This window comes from Xenorhabdus miraniensis (genome assembly GCF_002632615.1).
In genome coordinates this window covers 80252-103693 of record NZ_NITZ01000007.1, presented here as the reverse complement: position 1 = coordinate 103693, position 23442 = coordinate 80252, and the positions used below count along the sequence as shown (strand labels likewise).

Sequence of the window (23442 nt, the reverse complement as noted above, 5' to 3'; positions counted from 1 at the left end):
TTACGAGGCACGTTCGACCGCTTTTGGTTGTGGCTGTGGCTGTGACGGAGACAGCGCCGCCATGACTTGCTGGGAAGGGCCAAACATTTTCATTTTACCCTGCACCAACAGCAAAACTTTGGTTGTTTGCGAGAGCAATGAAGGACGATGGGTAATCACCACCACCGTTTTCCCTTGTTCCCGTAATTGAGCAATGGCATTACTCAGCGCTTTTTCTCCGATATCATCCAGATTCGAATTAGGTTCATCCAATACCACAAGCGACGGATTACCATACAAAGCGCGAGCCAGCCCAATCCGCTGTTTTTGCCCACCAGACAGCCCCATTCCTCCGGCACCAATGACCGTGTCATAACCCTGTTCAAGATTGAGCACCAATTCATGGACGCCGGCTTTTTGTGCCGCCTCGATCACTTTTTCAGGATCAACATCGTTAAAACGCGCGATATTCTCAGCAATCGTGCCACCAAACAGTTCAATGTCCTGCGGCAAATAACCAATGGATGCCCCCAATTCATCTTTGTTCCACTGGTAAATATCGGCACTATCAAGTCGTACAACGCCTTCCTGTGCCGGCCAAATCCCCACCAGCAAACGGGCTAATGTGGATTTCCCTGACGCACTGGGGCCAATCACCCCCAGAACATCGCCGGGATTTAAGGCAAAGTTGATATCCTGCAAAACATATTGCTTGTTTTGTGATGTCTGGCTTGGTGATGCCTGAGCGGCACGTGTTTTACCGGGTGGTATTGCAGAGACTTTCTCCAACAGCAATACGCCCTTGGGAACAGGCAATGACATGCCACTTTTGCGCTCTGGCTGAGCTTTCAGGAGCTTGTCCAACCGCTGCCATGACAAACGAGCCGCACTCCAGCTCTTCCATGCCTGTATCAACTGCTCAATCGGGGACAACGCCCGCCCCATCAAAATGGAACCTGCTATCATCATTCCCGGCGTGATATTCCCTTCAATCGCCAGCCAACCGCCCAAACCCAGAATCAAAGATTGCAAGGCTATGCGTACTGTTTTAGTCAGCGCAGCAATGAATGCCGCTCGTTCACTGGCAATACACTGGAAATGGAGAAAGCGCTTATGCAAACCAAACCAGCGGTGACGCAATACCGGCAACATTCCGAGCGCTTCGATCACTTCTGCGTTGCGTAAGTTGGTGCTGGCAAGATGGGCTGATCGTAAAGAGAGGTTGCTTGCTTCGGCTAACGGTGCCTGGGATAGCCACTGGTTCAATACCGCCAGCGTGATAAGAATGATGGCCCCAACCAGTGCCAACAATCCCAGATACGGGCTAAACAGGAAAATGACACAAAGGTAGACGGGGAACCAAGGAGCATCAAAAAAAGCAAACAGTGCATTCCCCGTCAGAAACTGGCGAATAGTCGCCAAATCATTGAGCATTTGCCCCGCATCTGTTGAGCCACTTTTTAGGTTGGACTCATACGAAGCGGTGTAAACCCGCTGGTTCAGGCTCATATCAAACTGGTTGCCAATGCGGATTACCACCTGACTGCGGATATATTCCAGCCCGCCCATGATGGCAAACATACCCAGTGTGATAAGCGTCAGCATTAACAGGGTCATTTCATTACCGGATGGCAGTACCCGATCATATACCTGAAGCATATAAATCGAGGGAACCAGCATCAACAGATTGATAAACGCTGTAAATAAGCCAATAGTCCAGAATACTTTGCTGCGTGCACGGATAACATCCGTGATTTCATCCTTCGGAAAGCGTAATTTCACTGCAATCCCTTTATCATTAACTGAAGCAAAACGAATTAGTTATCAAATCATGCCTGATTTTTTATTTTGTCACTGCATTCGCTGTGCCACTAAATGTCATGACCAATTCCCTGCCATCAACAAGGTAGGCGACCCATTGTTCTTCAGACTCATGACCAAAAAAGGCCAGACTATTACCGTCATCATCCGTCAATGTGATTCCATCGGGAGCCGGACGCCATCCTTCAACAGGCTGACCAAACAGCGCTGTCGCACAGGCGTCACTTTTTAGCGCCCAAATTGACCCTTCAGGTAAACGGGTATCGGTCAATTCAACACGACATACCTGCTGCCCATCGGAGAGTTGCCATAGCCCTTTCAACTCATCAGCGGGTGGAAGTCTCAAACTACTCGCCATACATCCTCCTGCAAAAAAAAGAGATAAAATTACCGATAATTTCAATGCCGATAAATTTATTGTCGATAAAAAAGCTCTCCGCAAACATGTCTTCAACCTATAAAACGGAGTTCCAAAAAATTCATACTGATGAAACAGGGGACGAAAGAAAACCGATATTATCTTCAGATGACGATATAACACAGCGGCCTCCTTAATACTGCCGTACACCAAGAAGCATACGGCAGCATTCAGTTATTGCGATGACATCATCAAACGATGAAATCTGCCTCAGTCAGCGGCTGGCCAACAACTTTCACTAGGAAATCGTTGCCCGCCAGATCACCACCAAGACTGATCTCTAAATCTGTGACTTCATTCACTTGGTCATAAGTGAACTTCACTTCACCCGCCTTGCCTGAGAATGAATCCACAAATTTGATATCGCCACGACTACCGAAGTTGAAGAAAGACAGATCGATCTTATCTTCACCAGAAGTAAAATCATGAATCCAATCCGGGTTGTCTTTCAATGATTCTTTGCCATCCAGATAAACAAAGGTATCCTTGCCTTCGCCACCCCACAGATGGTCACCGCCAAGCCCGCCATAAATGATGTCGTCGCCTGCACCACCTTTCAGGATGTTATCTGCGCTGTTACCGACCAGAATGTCGTCACCGCTACCGCCAATCGCATTTTCAATAACGACACCACGTGCGATAGAAACGTTACCTTTCAAGCCGCCAACATCAGAGAAAGCCCCTTCATTCAGGTTAATACGCTGATTTTGGGTAAAGCCAGAGAAATCAAATGTATCTTCACCGCCCGCATCCCAAACGCTGAACACCAGTTTGCTGTTCGCATCGGTAGCGGTCATGAAATCACGGCCAGTATTGGAATTGAAGCCATATATGGTATCGTCTGCACGAGTTTCCATATTAGCGCCATACAAATCCTGAATGGCAGAGATATCATTCAGCAAAGGTGCTGATGAATATTCACCTTTGAAATCCTGGCCCGTGTATTTCTCACCGAAATAACTCATGACCGTATAGGCACGAGAGTCTTCGAAATATTTTGCTTTAGTGATATAGCTTGGACGCACTTTATCAGAAGCATCATAATCAGCAGGGTGTTCCAATCCTAAAGTATGTCCAATTTCATGCGTGAAAGTCTGACGGGCATAACCATTCACATCAATGTCATTGTCTACAAAAGTATGGCTCTTAGCGTTATACCATGTATAAGCTGTTTTTTGTCCCTGTGGCAGATTTGCGAATGCGTAATCTTTCGCTTTGCTATAATCAAAGAAGCCAAAAGTGATATTTGCTTTATTAGCATTACTTACTTCGGTAAATTTAATATTGGCAACATCAGACCAAGACTGTAAAGAAAGTCTCGCTGCATCTTTCTGATCTTCATTAAACGCACTGAAGCCAGAAACATTAAACAGCGGCATGATAGCCGGTGTTTTTGTTAGAAAATGATATGATAATTCCAATGTTCCAGAAGAATTAACATATTTATTGGACCAGTGATAATGGCCCCTCACAAGCTGATCAGGCGCATTATCGCCCAATGGATTATGATCAACACGAATAGAAGAATCGTAATTCGGAACGTAGGCTGTGAGAAGTGCTTTTACATCCTGAACAGAATTAGAATCAGATAACCCCGAATAGGTATATTTTTTCTTTGAGGTCATGTAAATCTCCTGTAAGAACAAGATTAATTTTCTAAAACCCGAAATAGTTGTAATAACGGGAGCAAGAGTTTTAAATTCTTTCTAAGTTCCCCTTAGAAATAAAACTCCAGCATAAAATAGCGTTAGTTCTTGTCCGTGTAAAAATAATTAATATATCTTTTTAGAATACATATTGAACAAATTTAGTTTATGTATTTAATTATTTATTTTTCAATGAAATTTTTTTGATAACAAAAAAACAGTATTATTTATTATAAAATAATACTGTTTTTATCTGCTGGAAATTAGCCCTAAGAAAGAATTATCTATTTACACTTTCTTTTTTCAAATTGCGGTATTTTCACCGCAACTTGAAATTTATTCCCTATCCATCACCTTCAATAATCCCTTTCAGTTGCATAAACAGACCAGATGCGGCGAACATGTACTGTAATCTCTTCACGATCGTGATACAGATGTTTCGCCTGAATTTGAGCATTTACACCATTCTCTTTCAGTTGCGACTCAATTTTCTGCAATATGTGATCCACTTCCTCATAACGCTTTTTCATCGGCAATTTGAGATTGAAGATCGCTTCACGACACCAGCTTTTTACCAACCAATCTGTCATCAAGTGTGCAACTTTGGCAGGTTTTTCAACCATGTCACAAACCAGCCAGTAAATGTTTTTTACTGACGGCTCAAATTTAAAGCCATCCACGCGGTGATGCTTCACCTGACCGGTTTCCATTAAACTTTCCGCCATCGGGCCATTATCTACCGCATGAACCAGCATGCTGCGTTTTACCAGCTGGTAAGTCCATCCTCCCGGACAGGCACCGAGATCCACGGCATGAAGACCGCTGCATAGACGTTCTTCCCATTCGTCATAAGGAACAAAGACATGAAAGGCTTCTTCCAGTTTCAGCGTGGAACGGCTTGGTGCATCAGATGGAAATTTCAGACGAGGGATCCCCATATAGAAACGGGAATTATTGTTACTGTAGGAATACCCCACATAGCAGCAACCTGAAGCAATGAAAAAAACATGGATTACAGGACGGCTGTAGTTTTCCTTTGCCAGCAAGAGCTTTTCCTGACGCATTGCATTACGTAGTGGAACCGTAAATTTACGGCAGAATTTCATCAACTCTTTGCTTTCATTGGTGTCCGGGACTTCTACACGCAGCTCACCGGCTCGCTCAATCACCCCCATCAACATACCAATAATCGGTGTAATGCGATCTTCCTGCGGCAGATCTTTCAACAACTCGCCCACGACCAACATTTGGCGGGCAAAAATCAATTCCTTAAACGGAATTTCACGGATCAGACGATCGGCATCATCAGGCTGATAACACTCAAACAGTACATATCCGCTGTTTTCTTTCACACGGGCGAAACCGTAAATTTCTTTTTTACCCGCTTTATCGGTAATTTCTGCCGCACACTCTTTTTCAAAACCCGGGCGGCAATATAAAGCAACTTTATTCATGGCTAAGCGCCGATTTCCTTAGACGCAGAGCGCCAATTAATACACATAACCAACCAATGAGAAAACTCAGCCCACCGATTGGTGTCAAATACACCAGAAATTTTAGCGGTAAAAAGGCCAGACAATAAAGACTGCCGCTAAACAGCACAATTCCCGCTGCGAAAAAAATACCACTCCATCCAAATTGGGGTACTGGCTGACGCATCAAAAAAACAGCCAGCGCCATCATGGCGAGTGTATGCAGCCCTTGATATTGCAGGCCGGTATGAATCCATTCCATCTGACGTGAAGTCAGGACAGGCGCCAACATATGTGCCCCCATCGCTCCCAATGCCACGTAGAAAAAACCACTGATCCCGACAAAAATAAGCATGACCCGACTGCTCATCACACAGCTCCTGTTTCAGATTGGCATCTATTGGGTATAGTGATATATCCCAACCTTTCTTGTTCGGACGCGGCTTGCGTCAATATCCATTTCCGAAAAGCGGCAATCTTGCCCAATTCTGCCTGATTATCGTGACAAACCAAATAAAATGCGTTCTTACTGACCAGAACATCATTGAATGGACAGACCAAACGCCCCGCATCAATTTCATTTTGTGCCATAACATTATTGGCAAGGGCAACCCCCTGACCGTGCACAGCCGCCTGAATCACCATTGCACTGTGACTGAATATTGGCCCTTGCTGGACATTGATTTGTTGCTGCATGTCAAGCTGACGAATATAGGCTTGCCAATCCCTCCGGGATGAATCGTGCAATAAGGTATGCCTGGCAAGATCTGAAGGGGTTTTCAAGGGCCGGTCTCCCGCCAACAAGGCCGGAGAACAGACGGGCAGTAAATACTCAGGATAAAGACGATCGGTCCGCAACCCCGGCCAATTGCCCCTGCCATAAAAAATGGCGACATCAACATCATCAGTCAATTTATCTTCTTCCCGATCTATCGCCTGAATCCTGACATCAATCCCCGGAAAGCTCTGATTAAAACCAGAAAGCCGTGGCACCAGCCATTGAATAGCAAAACTGGGAGACAAACTCACGGTTAACGCCCCTTTAGCGCTACGTGCCTGAAGCTTGCGGGTTGCATCATTGATAGCAGTAAAAATTTCCTTGATATCGAGATAGTAACTCTGCCCATCTTCAGTTAACAACAGTGAACGATTACGACGACGAAAAAGCTTTAATCCCAGAAAATCTTCCAGACTTTTCATCTGATGACTAACTGCGGCCTGAGTCACAAATAATTCTTCTGCCGCCTTAGTAAAACTTAAATGACGGGCGGCGGCATCAAAAACGCGTAAGGCATTGAGTGGAGGTAAACGTTTAGACATGTTGGTTTCTTATATGGTGGTGACGATACCGGTAACTCTTTTCGTTCAGGTATTAGTTTTTATAATCCGAAGCATTATAATTTGTCCCTTGATGATATACCAGCAAATCCCTATAGTGTGCGCACTTCCTAAGCCGGAACGAAAAGTCTCTTTGTATTAATACATTGATACTTTTGGCTTTGTGGTTGTGATGTTGTGTTTGCAAGTTGTCTGGTAATCCAGACTTTGTAGCGTAAGCTACCGTTTTTTTTCACTTCCTGTACATTTACCCTGTCTGTCCATAGTGATTTTTTTAATGCACCGCAATTGCGGTGCTTTTTTTCTCAACTTTCCTGTAGAATTCCCCTTCCTCTGGCTAAAGAAAAACTTATTCTTTATCACACAATGATTAAATTACACCGTTTATGAAAGCCTTTGACTCAGAACAATTCCGCCAACAATTTCCTGCCCTGCAAGAATCAACCACGTTTCTGGATAGTGCCGCCACTGCATTAAAGCCGAGATGTATGATTGAGGCGACCGAACACTATTACCAGAACCACAGTGCGACGGTACATCGCAGCCAGCACGCGACAGCACAAGCCATGACCGCGCGTTATGAGCAAGCCCGATCACGGGTCGCGGAATTGATCAATGCGCCATTACCTGTGGATATCATCTGGACGAAAGGCACCACTGAGTCCATTAATCTGGTAGCGCAGAGTTACTTTCGCACCCGCCTGAACGTAGGTGATGAAATCATTATCAGCGAACAGGAACACCACTCTAACCTGCTACCGTGGCTGATTCTGGCAGAACAGACAGGCGTCAAAATCGTAAAATGGCCGATTGGCAACCAACGCCAACCTGAAATAGAGAAACTGGTAGAACTGTTAAATGAGAAAAGCCGACTAGTCGCCATCAGCCAAATGTCGAACGTGACTGGCGCCGCCATCGATTTGGCACAGGTCACAACACTCGCCCATCAATATCACTGCAAGGTACTGGTTGATGGTGCTCAGGGCATCGTTCACGCACCTATTGATGTTCAGCAACTGGATATCGATTTTTATGCGTTCTCAGCCCATAAACTGTATGGCCCGAATGGGTTGGGTGTGTTGTATGGCAAAACTGAGTTACTGAATGCGATGTCTCCGTGGCATGGCGGCGGCAAAATGCTGACTCAAGTCTCATTTGACGGTTTCACACCGGAAGCCGTGCCCTATCGCTTTGAAGCAGGTACACCTAACGTTGCTGGCGTAATCGGCTTTGCAACAACTCTGGAGTGGCTGAAAACCATTGATATCCAGCTCGCCGAATCCCATGCCATTGCCCTGACGGATTACACCGAGCAGCAACTCAGCCTTCTGCCGGGTTTTATCAGCTACCGTGTGGCTAGTTCCAGTTTGCTGGCGTTCAATTTCGCCGGAATACATCACAGTGACTTAGCAACACTGATTGCAGAACAAAATATCTCCCTGCGTTCGGGGCAACATTGCGCTCAACCCTTGCTAGAAGCTCTTGGGATCAGCGGCTGCTTGCGCGCTTCATTTATGCCTTATAACAACCAGCAAGATGCAGATAGATTGATTGAAGCGGTGAAATTTGCGCTGTCGTTGCTGGATGAGTGATATTAGTTTGTTGTTGATTACGCCTCTATTTATAGTAGGGGCGTGTGTTTAATATATTGACTGAAACGTTCAAGGAAATGCTTCTGTTTCATAAAATTGTATCTTAATCAGTTAGTCATGACTCCAATAGTGAGATCATTTAAAGGAAGTAGTATTCATTTTCAATGAACGTTCCTATCCTTTATTGTGTGTTTCTTCGGATTTGGAATAACCTATCGTTTTTCGGTTTAGCCTTTTTAGGCGGATACGCTGAGTGAGATTAGTTCTCCCGATACGTTGGGTAAACGTCTTTCCCGTGAGGTGTTTTTTCTCAGGAAAGCAATGACAAACGACATAGTCATCTGTACAGTAAAACCAGATATTAAAAGAAGACAGAAGTAAAAGCAGTTTTTCCAACGTTTTCCTGCTGCGATCACCACTTTGACATGTTCTAATTTGTGACAATAACAACAATAGACGTTAACTTTAGCCATGCTTTACCTTCATCACTAAAAACCGATAAGCCTGCTACAACTCATTATTTAATACATGACCCCATCCTGAATATAATATCTGATCTATTTAGTTTAATAGATAAATTGACATTATTTAATTTTTCAGAGCGACATTATGTGTAGATAAAATTACTATCCAAACTTTTTCTCTGAAGAGCATTTCTAATTTTTATTTCTTCATAAATAAAAAACCAATTAGAGTATGGCATTGTTTATAAATTTCATTATAAGGATGTGTATTTTTCACAAAATGAAACCAAATTGGAAGCACTAAAATAAATTTAACCCTAAAGTGTTATTTTTTTAATTTAGTTTGTTGTGTTTATGTAACTTGTTTGCTATTTTAATTTTTGTGTTTATCTAGCGTAGTCATATTAAATATTTATCAGTGAAACTATAACCAAATGTTTAATGCTTGGTTTATATTTAAAACTAAAATTAGATTTTTATAGGAGTGATTATGTACTTGTGTGAAAGTTAAATAAAATTTAATGTAGATAGTTATAATTGACTTTAAAAGCAAGTTTCTTTAGTTATAATTACGCATTTAATTTCGAAATTAAATACTACTTTCTAGTAAAAATCAAGTTTTATCTTTATTGGAAAATATATTATCAACATCATGATCTTATTTTTCCTTATTAAGTAAGGGTGTGTTATGATTTCTGAAAATATAGAGGTATCTAATAGGTATAAAATATCAAGAGATGTAATTAGAGGATTAAAGCCTTTATGTAAACAAGATAATTATCACTGGCTGTTAGCTATTTTAAAGGACTACTCTCTTATAGCTATATCAATATATTTAACACTTGGTGTCAGTTATTGGTTTTACCCTATTTCATTATTTGTGATTGGTTCTACACAAAGAGCGTTCACTAATATATTACATGAGGCATCTCATAATGTCTTGGCTAAAAATAAGGTGTTAAATTATATAGCTGGTACTTACTTGTCTGGCTATTTGGTGTTTCATTTTTATAATTCTTATAGTTATTCGCATATTAAATATCATCACGTTTATTTAGGGGATAAAGATAAAGATCCAGATTATAACTTTCATATAAAATCTGGGCTGTACAATTCGAATGAAGATTCAAAAGATTTCTTCATTAAAAATATTTTATTAGCCCTAACAGGTTACAGGTCCTTCAAATATATACAATATGTAATAAAAGATAGAATAAAGATACAAAATAATGAGAACGAGGAGGGGAAAAAAGAGTTAATTCCATTTTTATTATATTGGATTGCTATTTTATCAGTTTGTGTATACTTTGATGTTATATTATATTTTTTAGCTTTTTGGTTAGTGCCATTATTTACCTTTGCCGTTGCGATTGGTTGGATAGTTGAACTTTCCGAGCATTACCCCTTGCCTGAATCTGAAAATGAAGCACTATTACTAACTCGAAATCGCAAAGGAGCATGGTGGGAGAATTTCTTTTTTGGCAGACATAATGATAACTATCATCTGGTTCATCATTTACATCCGGGTATTCCACATTGGAATATGAAAAAAGCCCATATCCATCTGATGAGTGACACAAATTATGCTAGGTGGGATCGATTATGGGGAGGAATATTTACACGTAAAAATAAAAACGAAGAAACACTGCTTAGTTATGCTAAAAAATATAGAGAGTATAAACGATTGAATGAAAAAAATGATGTTAGTCACAGTTTTGCGAAATATATGTTGTCTCTTCAATAACCTATATTAAAAAGGATATTGCTTATGAACCTTGTTTTTATGAATGACGTAAACCAAAGACTAATAACCTCTAAGGCACTTAAGTACTTTGCTGCCAATGCTTCTTTAAGAGAATTATTCATATCATCAAAAGAATTTCAGGACTTTTTAAGACCTGCAGCACATCGCTATATTGTCGGTGAAAATATTTCTGAGTTATTCGAAAGGTTACAAAATTTAGCAAGTATAGGCTATAACACGGGAATCGAATTTGCAGGTGAAGAGGCTTCCTCAATAGCTGAAGTAGATACAATAGTTAATGAATATCTTAATTTGATCGACCGTATAGACAATGGGGTTGATAGTAAACCTCAGTTAGGATTTGATTTATCTAATTTAGGTTCAGGAATTTCAAAAGAGATTGCTATTCTGAATTGTGAGAAAATTTGTGAGAAAGCAATCAAAAAAGATATACCCATAATCATTAGTATGGAAAGATCTAAATGGACTGATATCATTCTTGATATTTTCTTTATGCTGAGAAAGAAGTTTAGTAACTTAGGAATAACGTTACAAGCTCAATTAAATAGAACTAAGGATGATATAAAGGATGTTCTTAAAACCGGATGTAAAATTAGGTTAGTCAAGGGGGTTTATGATGAACCTGAGAAAATATCTCTCCCCAGAGGAAGCAAACTTGATAAGAGATATATGGAAATTTTAATAGAAATAGCTAATAATGAAAATATCTTTGCTTATGCAACTCAAGATCCAAAGCTAATAGAAATGATTAGAGGGGAAGGTATACATAAGACAGGGGAGCATGAAATGCTGCATGGTGTAAGGCCTGAATTACTGAAAAGCACTAGAGATTTGTCTGTCATTAAACCGCGTATTGCCTGTGTTTACGGTTACAATTGGTATTTGCATTTTATACATCGTTTAGCAGAATCACCTGAAAATATTTATCAAGCATTCAATGATATTTATTTAAATGGTAAAATCAAAAAGTCATATAACTATTAGTTATATAAGTAAATGGAAAACCGATGAAAGAATATGTCGCTTTAGTTGATGTGTATTCTAGTGGTAATTTTTTACCACGTTTTTTTAAAGAAAATGGGATCTCGCTGATTCATGTACAAAGCACCCCTGAACTGATGCCAACAATGTTAGGGCCTAATCTATCCGAATATGAAATTAACTTAGTTTATAATGGTTGTAATTTAGATGAAATTGTAATTTTATTGAAAGAAATGAATGTGATTGCTATTATTGCTGGGCAGGAACCGGGAGTAATTTTAGCTGATTTATTAAGTGAATCACTTCATTTAACCAATTCAAACGGAACTCAATTATCCAGTTCTAGGCGAAATAAATATGATATGATTGAAACGTTGCATCAAAATAATATTAACGCGACATGCCAAATTAAATCAGCAGAAAAAAATCATATCCTTGATTGGGTGAATAACCAAAGTGGATATCCTTGTGTTGTAAAACCACTAAGTTCAGCCTCAACGGATGGTGTGACTATTTGTTTTAATGAAAAGGATGTTATTGATGCGTGTGATGTTGTTTTAAACAATAAAGATATATTTGGCCTTGATAATAAGGATATATTAGTTCAATCATTTCTTGAAGGTGATGAATATATCGTTGATACAGTAAGTAGTCATGGGCATGTTTATATTTGTGGGATATGGAAATATGTTAAAAAAATGGTCCATGGCGGGAAGAACATATATGACAGAGATGTGTTGATTGATGAGAATAGCGATGAAGCAAAATTATTGGTTGATTATATCTATAAGGTCTTGCCCGCTCTAGGGATAATGAATGGTCCGGCTCACGCAGAAGTGATATTAACTGATAAGGGGCCTGCACTTGTTGAAATAGGAGCGAGACTAAATGGAAACATGGAACCTGATTTTCACGATATTGTGTTGGGTAACAATCAGGCAAGAATAACTTATATTGCCTATTGCTCTCCGGATAGGTTCTTGAAAAATTTTGCAGGTAAAAAATATAGAAAATTAAAAGAAGCATGTGTTTTAAACACATCAACGAAACAGGATGGGATAATAACCGCGATTAATGAAAGTATAGTGAATGAAATTAGAGGGTTGGATACGGTTTTTAAATTAGTAGTAAAATATAGTGTTGGCAGAAAAATATCACCCACTATTGATCTCTTATCAAGTCCACTAAGGATATTTATTTTCTCGGATGAAAAAACAGCTATCGAATTAGATTATAAAAAAATAGATTCAATCAAAGATGGAGTGTATGAGTTAAATGTTTGACACAATAGCAACGATACGAGGATTGAACAAAAAACTTCAATCTTTATTTTTTGCGACGCTTTCATTCAGAATGGGAACGATGGGGTTCCCATTCTTTGCCGCATATCTTATACAGGAAAAATCATTAACTGCCATTCAAGCGGGTGTGTTAGTCGGTGTTTTTGGTGCAGGTGCATTACTTTGTGATCTTATTATCGGCTATTTTATTACAAAATTTGGCTCTAATAGAATTATTGTTTTTTCATTATTGTTTACATCGATGATCTTGTTTGTTATTCCATTCCTAGATTCTTATCATACAATTATTGTATTTTCTTTTCTTTGGGGAATGAGCTATGAGTCTTTTACGCCTGCCGCCTATTCTGAAACAGTTGCAAATTCAGATTATTCAACAAGGAAAATTGCCTTTTCATGTAATAGATTAGCTATAAATATCGGTATGGCAATTGGACCCTTTATAGGAGGGATTATATTTTCTGTCAGTCCTATATCTGTTTTTTTAGTGAATGCAGTTTTTGCTTTATTCTCACTTATTTTTTACCTTTTCTCTCTGAGAGTCAGAACTACTCTTAATAGAGAGCTTGATGACACGGATGATAATATGAAAAAGGAATATGAAGTTTCGGAAGATAGAAAATATCAATCTTCAAGATTAGTGGTTATTCTATCTTCCGTTTTACCTGTACATATTGCCTATGCACTTCCGCCAACCTTTCTTTCTGCCTATATTATAGGCTATACATCACTGCCCAGCTACTTTGTCGGTGTTATTTTCTTTGTTAATGCGTTTCTTGTGATTTTATTTGAGATTCCGATTAATAAAAAAATGAATAATATCAATAGTAGACTTTCATTAGTTTTAGGATTTTTGTTGGCAGGAGGAGGATTCTCATTAATGATCTACGGTCATAGTATTTTTCTTCTAATAAGCGCTACTGTATTATGGTCTTTGGGCGAAATGATAATATTCCCTGCTATCACGCATTATATTAGTGGTATATCTTTACGTGAAACGGTTGATAGAAATTTAGGTTTTTATTCAGCTGGTGTGAACATAGGTATTATGATTACACCTTCTATTGCGTTTTATATGATGGAAAATAAATTTATCTCCCCTTGGCTATTTATTGGGGTGATTTTACTGTTTATTTCTGTTTTTTTGTTTTTGGTAAAGAAAAATAAAATATTGTGGAAGGATAATGCTTAACATGAAAGTACATATGAACACTGCCGGATCGGGTATTATCCATGCTTCCACTCATGAGGTTATGAGTAATTATTTATCTTCAGAGTTTCAAATAGGTAGTTATGAAACTGAGTTGAAGAATGAATTTCTTTTAAAGAATGAAGTTTATAATCATTGTGCACAACTGATAAATTGTGATCCAAAAAACGTCGCTTTGTTTACCAGTGCAACAGATGCCTGGATTAACATTATGAGAATGTTATCAGTTAAAGAAGGAACAGAAATATGGACTAGTGATTCAGAATATGCCGCTAATATTATATATTTCTCATTTTTATCCAAAAAATACAATTTAAAATTACGAAAAATCCCCTCTAATCCAGATTTTACTCTTAATCTCGAATGGATGGAAAATAACTTATCGGATAATGTTTCTATTGTCAGTATTACACATATTCCATCATGCTGTGGGATTGTCAATCCTATTGAAAAAATTGGTGATATATTAAAAAATAAAGACACAACTTATATTGTTGATGTATGTCAATCAATAGGTCAACTGCCTGTTGATGTGAAAAGAATTCAATGTGATCTTTTAACCGGTGCCGGCCGCAAATTTTTGCATGGCCCTAGAGGGGTGGGTTTTGCATTTATTTCAGAAAAATTATTACGTAAACTTAACTATGACTTTTTTGACCTACATGCAGGTTATATCGAGAATTTTAATTCGTATTTGACTGTCAATACTGCAAAAAATGTTGAAAAAACAGAAAGGAGTCTTGTTTCTGTTTGTGGTTTCAATAATGCGTTGAAAATAAGAGTGAATGATAGTGATTATAATAATGAAAGTTTCACATTTTTTTTTGAGGAATTAAAAAAAATTAAAACGATTAAAGTTCTTTTCCCTGATTCAACGATACAAGGAATAGCAGCCTTTCAATTTGAACACTGCCCTGCTTCTGATGCGGTGAAAAAATTAAGAGATCAAGGCATTAATTTATGGGAAGGAACGGCGCAACATACCCCATTTTTAGCCCCTCATCTGTTACACAGTCAATTTGTACGGGCTTCTTTTGATAAAAGATTAACAATTTATGATATTGAAATTGCGTTAAACGCAATTAGAAAAATATAAAGTGTTTTTTGATAATAGGTATATTTTCTCAAAGTGGAAGTAGCTGGAGTTATGTGTTTGTATGAAAATCATACTCTATTGGCAGTACCAACAATGGCTAAAAAACACTCTTTTTTGACAACGAATAAAACTCATCAATTTTTCCTTTTTCGCATAACTGATTATTGAAGTGGGAAGCCTCTCCCGATACAGTCACCGGAAATGCTAATTCATCATAGCAATGATAACTGCTATGATCCTGAAACCTCATCCAGAGAAAATCAGTAACAAACTCACTGCAAGATAAAAAACCGATGACACAACTTTCAGACAGCATCCTTGCTCCGCATCCATTCGGAACAGAGATTACAGAGCAACAACTCATTGAAAACTTCCGGCAATGTAAGTTGTGGGAAGATCGCTACCGACAGCTAATCGGCCTTGCCAGAAAACTGCCACCTTTGGCGGATAAACTAAAACAGCAGAATATTGAAATGTCCGGTTGTGAAAACCGTGTTTGGTTGGGGCATCAATTGCTTTCAGAGGGCTGCCTGCATTTTTACGGTGACAGCGAAGGCCGCATTGTTAAAGGGTTATTAGCGGTTATCCTGACGGCGGTGGAAGGCAAAACACCTGAGCAGGTTTTGCAGACACCTTTGGCCGAGCTATTTCAACAACTCGGCCTGGAACAACAACTGAGTGACTCACGGCTCAATGGTGTGAAATCCCTGATTAACACCATTCAGGAAATCGCGCACACTTACACGAATTAGTCCCTCTATTACAGCGCCTTTTCCCGTTCGGCTTTTGCCACCATCTTTTTCAGTGCGTGGGATACAGCAACAAAACCAAAGGTCGCCGTAACCATCGTTGCGGCACCAAAACCAGAAGCACAATCCATTCGTTTGGAACCATCCGCCGTGCTCTTGGCAGCACAAACCGTACCGTCAGATTGCGGATAAACTAACTGTTCCGTGGAAAAAACACAGTCAATGCCTAATTTTCCTTTACCGTTTTTCACTACGCGATAATCCGATTTCAGGCGCTCTTTCAATTTCGCTGCCAGCGGATCTTGTACTGTTTTCGCCAAATCCACCACCTGAATCTGGGTAGGATCAAGTTGTCCGCCCGCTCCCCCCGTCGTAACAACAGGGATCTTATAACGACGGCAATAAGCCAGTAACGCCGCTTTTGGCCGTATGCTATCAATGGCATCAATGACATAACTGAATCCTGTAGACATCAATTCAGCGACATTATCAGGCGTGACGAAATCATCAATGCACGTCACTTGGCATTCAGGATTAATGGCCCGTATCCGCTCGGCAATGACTTCCGTTTTCGGCAATCCGACATTTTGTACCAACGTATGCAACTGGCGGTTGGTATTAGTGATGCAAACATCATCCATATCAATCAGCGTGATAGCACCAATGCCTGTGCGCGCCAACGCTTCTGCGGCCCACGAACCGACACCGCCAATGCCGACAACACAAACATGGGAGCGGGCAAATAATGAAAGTGCTTTCTGGCCATATAATCGAGCCGTGCCAGCGAAACGTTGGAGATAAGCATCAGAGAGAGAAACTTGCATCGCTAAATAAATCCTGCATAAAACCTATCTCTATCGGGATAGGTTATCGATTGATGATTTTAGGAGGGGATCTTACTGGTTTGCCGCTAAAAAACCAGATAAGGCTTTCTTCAATACCCAAACACGGCCATAGTGATTATAAAACCCTGCCATTTCCCCCGCTTTTTCACCGACACCATGATAAATGTCGAAATGATGCCCTTTAATGGCGCCACCAACATCCAATGCCACCATCAACCGCATGCGATACTGTCCGGTAAATTTACCGGATTCATCCAACACAGGAACTTCCGCCAGCAATGCGGTCCCCGGCGGGATCAATGTCTTATCAGATGCCACCGAAGCTTTTGCAACAAGAGGGACAGCACTGGCTCCCCTGACAGGGGTATAAGACTCAGGTTTAAAGAAAACAAATGAAGGGTTCTGTTCCAGCACCTCTCTCACTTTAGCTTCGCTGTGCTGTTCTCCCCACAGACGAATCGCTTTCATTGACATTTTGTCACTGGGGATTTCTTTACGGTCGATCAGCACCTTGCCAATACTGCGGTAGGCATGCCCATTTTTTCCCCCGTAACCAAAAAAGGTCAATGGTTGACCATCACCAAAATTGACGTAACCACTTCCTTGCACTTCCATCATAAAATTATCCATCAGGGAATTACTGTACCCGATGATAAATTTTTTGTTCAACGCCCCGCTGTATATTGCTGCGCGATTGGGTAAACGAAAACGCGATTTCGTTGGCATACTGTACAGCGGATATTTGAATTCCCCTTGCTTAATATGCCGGGCTTGCAAAACGGGCGTGTAATAACCCGTAAACTTCACATTACCGTAATTATCTCCGCCTTCCATCTGATAGGCGAGTAAACCAAACTCATTTAAATGGCGAGTATCACCACCGGATAACATCCAATTTTCGATGGCTTCGAATGTTTCACGGTGACTGTTATACAAGCGGGGAGAAGATGTACTGATATATTTAACTTGGGTAGCAAAATCTTTGGCATTAACCGGGCTACCCTGAGCATTAGGCATGTTAACCAATTGGAGATTTTGGGTAATCCGACCATCTTTATATTGCTGAGCCTGATCTGTCGGACGTAAATGACAGCCCGATAATGACGAGATGACAAATCCACATAAAAGATATTTGCCCCAGTGCTTCATATTTCTGCCTTATTTTCTTACCATTACTATCTGACGATGAACAATATCAAACACCAATAAATAATAAAATGTAGTTAGAAAAAATAGCTTATAGTTTTTCAACGCACATAGAACAAAAACAAAACAACAAGAATGCTTTTTAACCAAAAAACAAACAAATTCAGTAAATATCAATAAAAAAACTTGCAACCACGCCGTTCAAGAGTATAGTGTGCCGACATCAGACGCGGGGTGGAGCAGCTTGGTAGCTCGTCGGGCTCATAACCCGAAGGTCGTCGGTTCAAATCCGGCCCCCGCAACCAAATCTACGCGAGAATATCATTTATTAACAGATGATTCAGCATAGACACAATCTAGCAGTAAAGAATGTTATCATTCAGTATTTGCACTCACTATTGATAGTCAAAGTTTGCAAATAGACGGACGCGGGGTGGAGCAGCCTGGTAGCTCGTCGGGCTCATAACCCGAAGGTCGTCGGTTCAAATCCGGCCCCCGCAACCAATTTTGTATGATGTCATCATTAAGTATTTGCACTCATTGTTAATAATCAAAGTTTGCAGATAGACGGACGCGGGGTGGAGCAGCCTGGTAGCTCGTCGGGCTCATAACCCGAAGGTCGTCGGTTCAAATCCGGCCCCCGCAACCAATTTTCTTTTTATTAATACTTCCTTTTATTATTTCCTTAATCTTCATCTCTTATTGCTTATCTGGTTTTCACAGCCGTTCCCAACGCTTATTTAAAATTTTTTAAGTCTGGCTATTTTAAGTCTGGATATAAGTATCTAAGGCGGATATTTCACCGCCGTGCCAATTCTGCGCCACTTTTAAAATAAGCCTTAATGCCAGCAAAAATAGATTCCGCTACTTGTTGCTGGAATTTGGCTGTCTTAAGTTTACGCTCTTCTTCCAAGTTGCTGATAAACGCAGTTTCCACCAAAATGGAGGGAATATCTGGCGCTTTCAATACTGCAAACCCCGCCTGATCGACACTATTTTTATGCAGCTTATTAATTTTATTCATTCTCTTGAGCACTTCATCACCAAATTTCAGGCTATCGTTGATAGTCGCGGTCTGAACCAAATCCAGCATAGTATGATCCAAATATCTATCACCGCTTTTACTCACTCCCCCAATCAAGTCCGCCTCGTTCTGGGTCTGGGCCAGAAAACGGGCAGTATTACTGGTTGCTCCCTTAGTTGACAACGCAAATACGGATGAACCACGGGCAGAGCGGTTCGTAAAGGCATCCGCATGAATCGAAACAAAGAGATCAGCCTGCATTTTACGCGCTTTTGCCACCCTGACTTTCAACGGAATAAAGACATCTTCGTTGCGAGTCATGTAAACTTTCATGCCAGGTTCACGTCTTATAAGCGCCTGTACACGACGAGCAATTTGTAACACAACATCTTTTTCGCGGGTTTTATATTTTCCAATCGCCCCTGAATCTTCACCGCCGTGCCCCGGATCGAGCATAATTACAATTGGCCTGTCTTTTCCGGCCTTACCAGGTTTGCGTGTTTCCGCAGGCAAGTGTCTTTCCAAGTCCCCGCTGTTGTACTCTTCAAGCAAAGCCTGTAAAGGATCATCATCCACAGCAGCGGCCTTTTTCGGATAAAGATCTAATACCAAACGGTGCTTAAATTTCGCAATCGGTGGCAATGTAAAAATATGCGGAGAAATTAGCTGCTTAATTTCAAAAACCAAACGCACCGTTTTAGGATTAAATTGTCCGGCTCTCACCACTTTCAGGTAAGGATCGCGTCGCTGAACCTGTGTTCCCATGCTGCTCAAAACGCTATTAAGCTGGACACCCTGTAAATCGATAACAATGCGATTAGGATTTGAGAGAGAAAATTGGCGATACTTGAGTGGAATATTAGACTCCAACGTCACTCTGGTATAACTTGATGCAGGCCAAATACGAACAGCAACCACTTTTGAATTTGCTGCCTGGCCGATAGGGCTAATACTCAACAGCCATACAGCGGCTGCGCCTTTCAACAGACGACGACGTGAAAAATTATAGTCTGAATGACTCATCGTTTATTCCATTTAAAAACAACCAAACGCAGTAATCTTTACCCAACATATAATCTTTAACCAACATAATAGTCAGGCGGGAACTCTAATTAATTAACGAATCGCTGTCATCAAAAAAAGCATTTTTTGCTCTCTCAAGTTATTTATACCAATATAAATAATAACGTTATTTTTATCCATGTTTCCGCTTGCCATTTCCTTTCAAAAAGAATAAAAATACAAAAAATTCGAATAAAAATTCAATCGGAGAGGGTTTCATGAGAGAGCGCAGTACCGAATTGGTTGAAATATTCCGGCACTCGGTTCCATATATCAATGCACACCGAGGTAAAACCTTTGTCATTATGTTGGGAGGTGAAGCCATCGCCCATGATAATTTTTCCAATATCGTCAACGATATTGGATTACTGCATAATTTGGGCATTCGTTTAATCGTCGTGTATGGTGCTCGCCCACAAATCGAACAAAATATTGCCGAACACAATCACCAACCGTTTTATCACAAACACACCCGGGTAACTGACGCCAAAACGCTGGATTTGGTCAAACAGGCTGCCGGTCTGTTGCAACTGGATATTACGGCGCGTCTTTCCATGAGCCTGAGCAATACCCCATCACAAGGCGCACATATTAATGTTGTCAGCGGTAATTTTATCATTGCCCAGCCCCTGGGCGTCGATGATGGGGTCGATTATTGCCACAGTGGCAGAATACGCCGTATTGATGAAGATGCCATCAACCAACAATTGGACAATAATGCGATTGTATTAATTGGGCCTGTTGCCGTTTCCGTTACGGGAGAAAGTTTCAACCTGACAACTGAAGAGATTGCAACACAACTGGCAATTAAATTAAGGGCGGAGAAATTGATCGGTTTTTGTTCATCACAGGGCGTGCTTGATGCTGAAGGCAATACATTATCAGAAATGTTCCCCAATGAAGGAGAAAACCGCCTGCATGAATTGGAAAACTCCGATGATCACTATTCAGGAACAGTGCGTTTCTTGAGGGGAGCCATCAAAGCCTGTCGCCGTGGCGTTCGCCGCAGTCATTTGATCAGTTATCAGGAAAATGGTTCGCTGATTCAGGAGTTATTTTCCCGTGAAGGTATCGGTACTCAAATTGTTATGGAGCGCTCCGAACAGATTCGTCGTGCCAATATCAATGACATTGGCGGCATTCTTGAGCTTATTCGCCCATTGGAACAACAAGGCATTTTGGTGCGTCGCTCACGGGAACAATTGGAAATGGAGGTTGATAAGTTCATGTTGATAGAACTTGATAACGTCACCATCGCGTGTGCGGCTCTGTATCCTTATCCTGATGAAAAAATCGGGGAAATGGCCTGCGTTGCCGTACATCCAGACTATCGGAACTCTTCCCGGGGTGAAATACTGCTAAATTCCATTATCAATCAGGCTAAACAAACAGGGTTAGAAAAAATCTTTGTGCTTACAACTCGCAGTATTCACTGGTTTCAAGAGAGAGGGTTTGAACCCGCAGGCATTGAAACACTGCCAGTAGAAAAACAGGCTCTGTATAACTACCAGCGCTGTTCCAAGATCTTAATGCTGAATTTATAGCTCCATTGATTTTGTATACGGAAACTTTACTCAGATTACCCTTAATTTAATTGACTCCGGTTATATTGGCCTTGGTGATAACAACCTCGGCCAATACCTGTTTCACGGCTGATTTAGCCATTCTGCCAACCCACTTCGGCGCTGTGTTGCCGTAGCCACAGCCTTATCCAACACGGGCTTATGGGCATAAAGGGTTAATTTTTCTCGTGCCCGAGTCAGTGCGGTATACACCAATTCCCGGCTGACTATCGGTGAATATTGGGTCGGTAATACCAATGCAGTATGTTCAAATTCTGAACCCTGAGATTTGTGCACCGTCATCACATAAGCCGTTTCATGTTGTGGTAATCGGCTCGGCTGAAACCCTTTGATCTGCCCATCCGATAACTGAAAATAAGCTTTCAGTTCATTCTCCTGATTCCTGAGCATAATCCCGATATCGCCATTAAACAGTCCAAGGGTACTGTCATTACGTAATATCATGATCGGACGCCCGGAATAACCCCGATTCTCGATATTTCTGGGTAGCGTTATAATTCCTTTTCTGTGCAGCAGTTGCTCCACTCGCTGATTTAACCCCATAACCCCAAACGGCCCTTCCCTTAATGCACACAATAACCGAAAACGGTTAAACTCCGCCAAAATGGCTTTTTCTGAAGCCCGTTGCTGCACCATCGCCAAATATGAGGAGTAACCCTCAGCAGTTTCAGTCAATAAACGCTGATAATCTTCATCCCCTGAAAGAGGATTAAAGGATACATCGGGAAAAGGTTGCTTCAATACCGCAGATACTCCGGCACGATTTCCCTGATTAACTGCCGATGCCAGCCTTCCAATGCCAGAAGCCGAATTGAAACGATAACTTTTACGTAACAGACATAAACAATCCTGCACGGCGAAAGGTTTATCATCAGCATGAGATATAGAGTGTGACATAAAATAAGGCATTAACTGGCACCCGGTTAATCGCCCCAATTGTTCCGTACGTTTAGCGCTATATCCCTGTTCAGCGAAGCGGCAAATATCCCCCAATACCGCTCCGGCTTCGACCGACGCCAACTGATCTTTATCCCCCAGAAAAATCACTTTTGTCCGCGATGGTAACGCATCAATCAAATGTGCCATCATCGGTAAATCCACCATAGAGGCTTCATCAATGATCAAAATATCAAGGGCAAGAGGGTTATTGCGATTATAACGAAGCTTCTGGCTATCAGGTTGTGCGCCCAGTAAACGATGGGTGGTTTGCGCCTGTTCTGGAATGCTACGCCATTGTTCCGGGGTCAAAGCCAATTTATTTACTGCTTCCCTGAGAGACTCAGTTAATCTCGCCGCCGCTTTACCCGTTGGCGCTGCCAATTGAATGCTCAATTGCTGCCCTTCATGCAGTTTTATCAAGGCAACCAGCAACTTAGCCACTGTCGTTGTTTTTCCTGTTCCCGGCCCACCAGAAATAACCGAAATACGGCTTGTTACCGCAACGGCCGCCGCTACTTTCTGCCAATCGATCTCCCCTTCAACAGTGACACCGAAAAGCTCATCCAAAATGCGGCGTAACTGCATTTCATCAGGAACATCAGTCAATTCAACAGTGGCAAAGAAACCTGCCACACGCCGTTCACTTTGCCACATACGTTGCAAATATAAACGGTAATCAGAAACATTCTGTAACGAAAGGATGATCGGCGCAGGAAACTCCCCCGTACTCACTGCCGGACATGCCTGCAAAGCAGCAATAATCTGCTGTTGATCAGGCTCCCCCGTTAAAGACCAAAGCGAAGCGGCTAATTCTGGCTGCCTGCCTTCAAATAAATATTTCGGGGAAATCCGTTCGAGGGGTAAACAAACATGTCCCGCGCCTGATTCGGCACTTAACAAGGCCGTAATCAGCAATAAAAGAGGATTTTCATCTTCAATCATCGCATAAGCAAACTGCACATCCAGCGGGCGCAACAATTTCTGGCTCACGGCGTGTTGCAATAATGACTTCAT

General features: G+C 41.1%; 18 protein-coding genes, 3 tRNA genes and 1 pseudogene. 11 read left to right on the top strand and 11 right to left on the bottom strand.

Annotated elements, in window-relative coordinates:
* The 6 genes from Xmir_RS08865 to Xmir_RS08840 form a co-directional block, all read right to left on the bottom strand.
* Complete coding sequence (locus Xmir_RS08865) at positions 1–1761, bottom strand: type I secretion system permease/ATPase (RefSeq protein WP_099114025.1); 1761 nt, start codon at positions 1759–1761, stop codon at positions 1–3.
* A gap of 61 nt (positions 1762–1822) precedes the next feature.
* Positions 1823–2158 carry a protease inhibitor Inh/omp19 family protein gene (locus Xmir_RS08860; protein WP_099114024.1) on the bottom strand — a complete coding sequence of 112 codons (336 nt, stop codon included), beginning with the start codon at positions 2156–2158 and terminating at the stop codon, positions 1823–1825.
* A gap of 251 nt (positions 2159–2409) precedes the next feature.
* On the bottom strand, positions 2410–3843 hold the full coding sequence (locus Xmir_RS08855; protein ID WP_099114023.1) for a serralysin family metalloprotease: 1434 nt from the start codon (positions 3841–3843) through the stop codon (positions 2410–2412).
* Between the two features lie 377 nt (positions 3844–4220).
* Positions 4221–5318 carry a 23S rRNA (cytidine(2498)-2'-O)-methyltransferase RlmM gene (rlmM, locus tag Xmir_RS08850; RefSeq protein WP_099114022.1) on the bottom strand — a complete coding sequence of 366 codons (1098 nt, stop codon included), beginning with the start codon at positions 5316–5318 and terminating at the stop codon, positions 4221–4223.
* Positions 5311–5706: a DUF423 domain-containing protein gene (locus Xmir_RS08845; RefSeq protein WP_099114021.1), complete on the bottom strand. Its 396-nt coding sequence runs from the start codon at positions 5704–5706 to the stop codon at positions 5311–5313. Before Xmir_RS08845 ends, rlmM begins: the two co-directional genes overlap by 8 nt.
* On the bottom strand, positions 5706–6656 hold the full coding sequence (locus Xmir_RS08840; RefSeq protein WP_099114020.1) for a transcriptional regulator GcvA: 951 nt from the start codon (positions 6654–6656) through the stop codon (positions 5706–5708). Before Xmir_RS08840 ends, Xmir_RS08845 begins: the two co-directional genes overlap by 1 nt.
* 404 nt (positions 6657–7060) lie before the next feature.
* Between Xmir_RS08840 and csdA the strand changes: the two genes are divergently transcribed.
* The gene (csdA, locus tag Xmir_RS08835) at positions 7061–8266 is read left to right on the top strand and encodes a cysteine desulfurase CsdA (RefSeq protein ID WP_099114019.1); all 1206 of its coding nucleotides are present in this window, start codon (positions 7061–7063) and stop codon (positions 8264–8266) included.
* Positions 8267–8405: 139 nt separating this feature from the next.
* Here csdA and Xmir_RS08830 read toward each other — a convergent pair.
* Positions 8406–8683: pseudogene (locus tag Xmir_RS08830) on the bottom strand (IS1 family transposase); the annotation flags it as partial.
* Positions 8684–9418: 735 nt separating this feature from the next.
* On the opposite strand from Xmir_RS08830, the gene Xmir_RS08825 reads away from it, so the two are divergent.
* The 6 genes from Xmir_RS08825 to csdE all read left to right on the top strand — a co-directional run bounded on the left by Xmir_RS08825 (position 9419) and on the right by csdE (position 15832).
* Positions 9419–10474, top strand: coding sequence for a fatty acid desaturase family protein (locus tag Xmir_RS08825; RefSeq protein WP_099114017.1), 1056 nt, complete (start codon positions 9419–9421; stop codon positions 10472–10474).
* A gap of 24 nt (positions 10475–10498) precedes the next feature.
* The gene (locus tag Xmir_RS08820; protein ID WP_208620409.1) at positions 10499–11479 is read left to right on the top strand and encodes a proline dehydrogenase family protein; all 981 of its coding nucleotides are present in this window, start codon (positions 10499–10501) and stop codon (positions 11477–11479) included.
* Positions 11480–11502: 23 nt separating this feature from the next.
* Complete coding sequence (locus Xmir_RS08815; RefSeq protein WP_099114016.1) at positions 11503–12759, top strand: ATP-grasp domain-containing protein; 1257 nt, start codon at positions 11503–11505, stop codon at positions 12757–12759.
* Positions 12752–13966 (top strand): MFS transporter, encoded by a 1215-nt coding sequence (locus tag Xmir_RS08810; protein WP_099114015.1) that lies wholly within the window; start codon positions 12752–12754, stop codon positions 13964–13966. Before Xmir_RS08815 ends, Xmir_RS08810 begins: the two co-directional genes overlap by 8 nt.
* A 1-nt stretch (position 13967) precedes the next feature.
* Positions 13968–15080, top strand: a complete 1113-nt coding sequence (locus Xmir_RS08805) for an aminotransferase class V-fold PLP-dependent enzyme (RefSeq protein ID WP_167385957.1) — start codon at positions 13968–13970, stop codon at positions 15078–15080.
* Positions 15081–15373: 293 nt separating this feature from the next.
* Positions 15374–15832 carry a cysteine desulfurase sulfur acceptor subunit CsdE gene (csdE, locus tag Xmir_RS08800; protein ID WP_099114013.1) on the top strand — a complete coding sequence of 153 codons (459 nt, stop codon included), beginning with the start codon at positions 15374–15376 and terminating at the stop codon, positions 15830–15832.
* Between the two features lie 8 nt (positions 15833–15840).
* Here csdE and tcdA read toward each other — a convergent pair whose 3' ends face one another.
* Together tcdA and mltA are read right to left on the bottom strand one after the other, a co-directional pair.
* Entirely contained in the window at positions 15841–16653 is an 813-nt protein-coding gene (gene tcdA, locus Xmir_RS08795; RefSeq protein WP_099114012.1) for a tRNA cyclic N6-threonylcarbamoyladenosine(37) synthase TcdA, read from the bottom strand.
* A 72-nt stretch (positions 16654–16725) separates the two neighbouring features.
* Positions 16726–17823 carry a murein transglycosylase A gene (gene mltA, locus Xmir_RS08790; RefSeq protein WP_099114011.1) on the bottom strand — a complete coding sequence of 366 codons (1098 nt, stop codon included), beginning with the start codon at positions 17821–17823 and terminating at the stop codon, positions 16726–16728.
* Positions 17824–18048: 225 nt separating this feature from the next.
* On the opposite strand from mltA, the gene Xmir_RS08785 reads away from it, so the two are divergent.
* The 3 genes from Xmir_RS08785 (at position 18049) to Xmir_RS08775 (ending at position 18469) form a co-directional block, all read left to right on the top strand.
* Positions 18049–18125: transfer RNA gene (locus Xmir_RS08785), tRNA-Met, on the top strand.
* Positions 18126–18247: 122 nt separating this feature from the next.
* A tRNA-Met gene (locus Xmir_RS08780) sits at positions 18248–18324 on the top strand.
* Between the two features lie 68 nt (positions 18325–18392).
* Positions 18393–18469: transfer RNA gene (locus Xmir_RS08775), tRNA-Met, on the top strand.
* Between the two features lie 150 nt (positions 18470–18619).
* Here the strand turns inward: Xmir_RS08775 and amiC are convergent.
* Positions 18620–19867 (bottom strand): N-acetylmuramoyl-L-alanine amidase AmiC, encoded by a 1248-nt coding sequence (gene amiC / locus Xmir_RS08770; RefSeq protein WP_099114010.1) that lies wholly within the window; start codon positions 19865–19867, stop codon positions 18620–18622.
* A 257-nt stretch (positions 19868–20124) separates the two neighbouring features.
* Between amiC and argA the strand changes: the two genes are divergently transcribed.
* Positions 20125–21450: an amino-acid N-acetyltransferase gene (gene argA / locus Xmir_RS08765; protein WP_099114009.1), complete on the top strand. Its 1326-nt coding sequence runs from the start codon at positions 20125–20127 to the stop codon at positions 21448–21450.
* A 102-nt stretch (positions 21451–21552) separates the two neighbouring features.
* On the opposite strand, the gene recD is transcribed toward argA, so the two are convergent.
* The gene (recD, locus tag Xmir_RS08760) at positions 21553–23442 is read right to left on the bottom strand and encodes an exodeoxyribonuclease V subunit alpha (protein WP_208620415.1); all 1890 of its coding nucleotides are present in this window, start codon (positions 23440–23442) and stop codon (positions 21553–21555) included.

Coding starts and splice junctions, on each gene's coding strand:
- recD (WP_208620415.1), bottom strand. CDS start 23,442: ATGAAGTCATTATTGCAACACGCCGTGAGCCAGAAATTGTTGCGCCCG.
- Xmir_RS08825 (WP_099114017.1), top strand. CDS start 9,419: ATGATTTCTGAAAATATAGAGGTATCTAATAGGTATAAAATATCAAGA.
- amiC (WP_099114010.1), bottom strand. CDS start 19,867: ATGAGTCATTCAGACTATAATTTTTCACGTCGTCGTCTGTTGAAAGGC.
- mltA (WP_099114011.1), bottom strand. CDS start 17,823: ATGAAGCACTGGGGCAAATATCTTTTATGTGGATTTGTCATCTCGTCA.
- Xmir_RS08810 (WP_099114015.1), top strand. CDS start 12,752: ATGTTTGACACAATAGCAACGATACGAGGATTGAACAAAAAACTTCAA.
- csdA (WP_099114019.1), top strand. CDS start 7,061: ATGAAAGCCTTTGACTCAGAACAATTCCGCCAACAATTTCCTGCCCTG.
- Xmir_RS08860 (WP_099114024.1), bottom strand. CDS start 2,158: ATGGCGAGTAGTTTGAGACTTCCACCCGCTGATGAGTTGAAAGGGCTA.
- rlmM (WP_099114022.1), bottom strand. CDS start 5,318: ATGAATAAAGTTGCTTTATATTGCCGCCCGGGTTTTGAAAAAGAGTGT.
- tcdA (WP_099114012.1), bottom strand. CDS start 16,653: ATGCAAGTTTCTCTCTCTGATGCTTATCTCCAACGTTTCGCTGGCACG.
- Xmir_RS08845 (WP_099114021.1), bottom strand. CDS start 5,706: ATGAGCAGTCGGGTCATGCTTATTTTTGTCGGGATCAGTGGTTTTTTC.
- Xmir_RS08815 (WP_099114016.1), top strand. CDS start 11,503: ATGAAAGAATATGTCGCTTTAGTTGATGTGTATTCTAGTGGTAATTTT.
- csdE (WP_099114013.1), top strand. CDS start 15,374: ATGACACAACTTTCAGACAGCATCCTTGCTCCGCATCCATTCGGAACA.
- Xmir_RS08805 (WP_167385957.1), top strand. CDS start 13,968: ATGAAAGTACATATGAACACTGCCGGATCGGGTATTATCCATGCTTCC.
- Xmir_RS08840 (WP_099114020.1), bottom strand. CDS start 6,656: ATGTCTAAACGTTTACCTCCACTCAATGCCTTACGCGTTTTTGATGCC.
- Xmir_RS08820 (WP_208620409.1), top strand. CDS start 10,499: ATGAACCTTGTTTTTATGAATGACGTAAACCAAAGACTAATAACCTCT.
- Xmir_RS08855 (WP_099114023.1), bottom strand. CDS start 3,843: ATGACCTCAAAGAAAAAATATACCTATTCGGGGTTATCTGATTCTAAT.
- argA (WP_099114009.1), top strand. CDS start 20,125: ATGAGAGAGCGCAGTACCGAATTGGTTGAAATATTCCGGCACTCGGTT.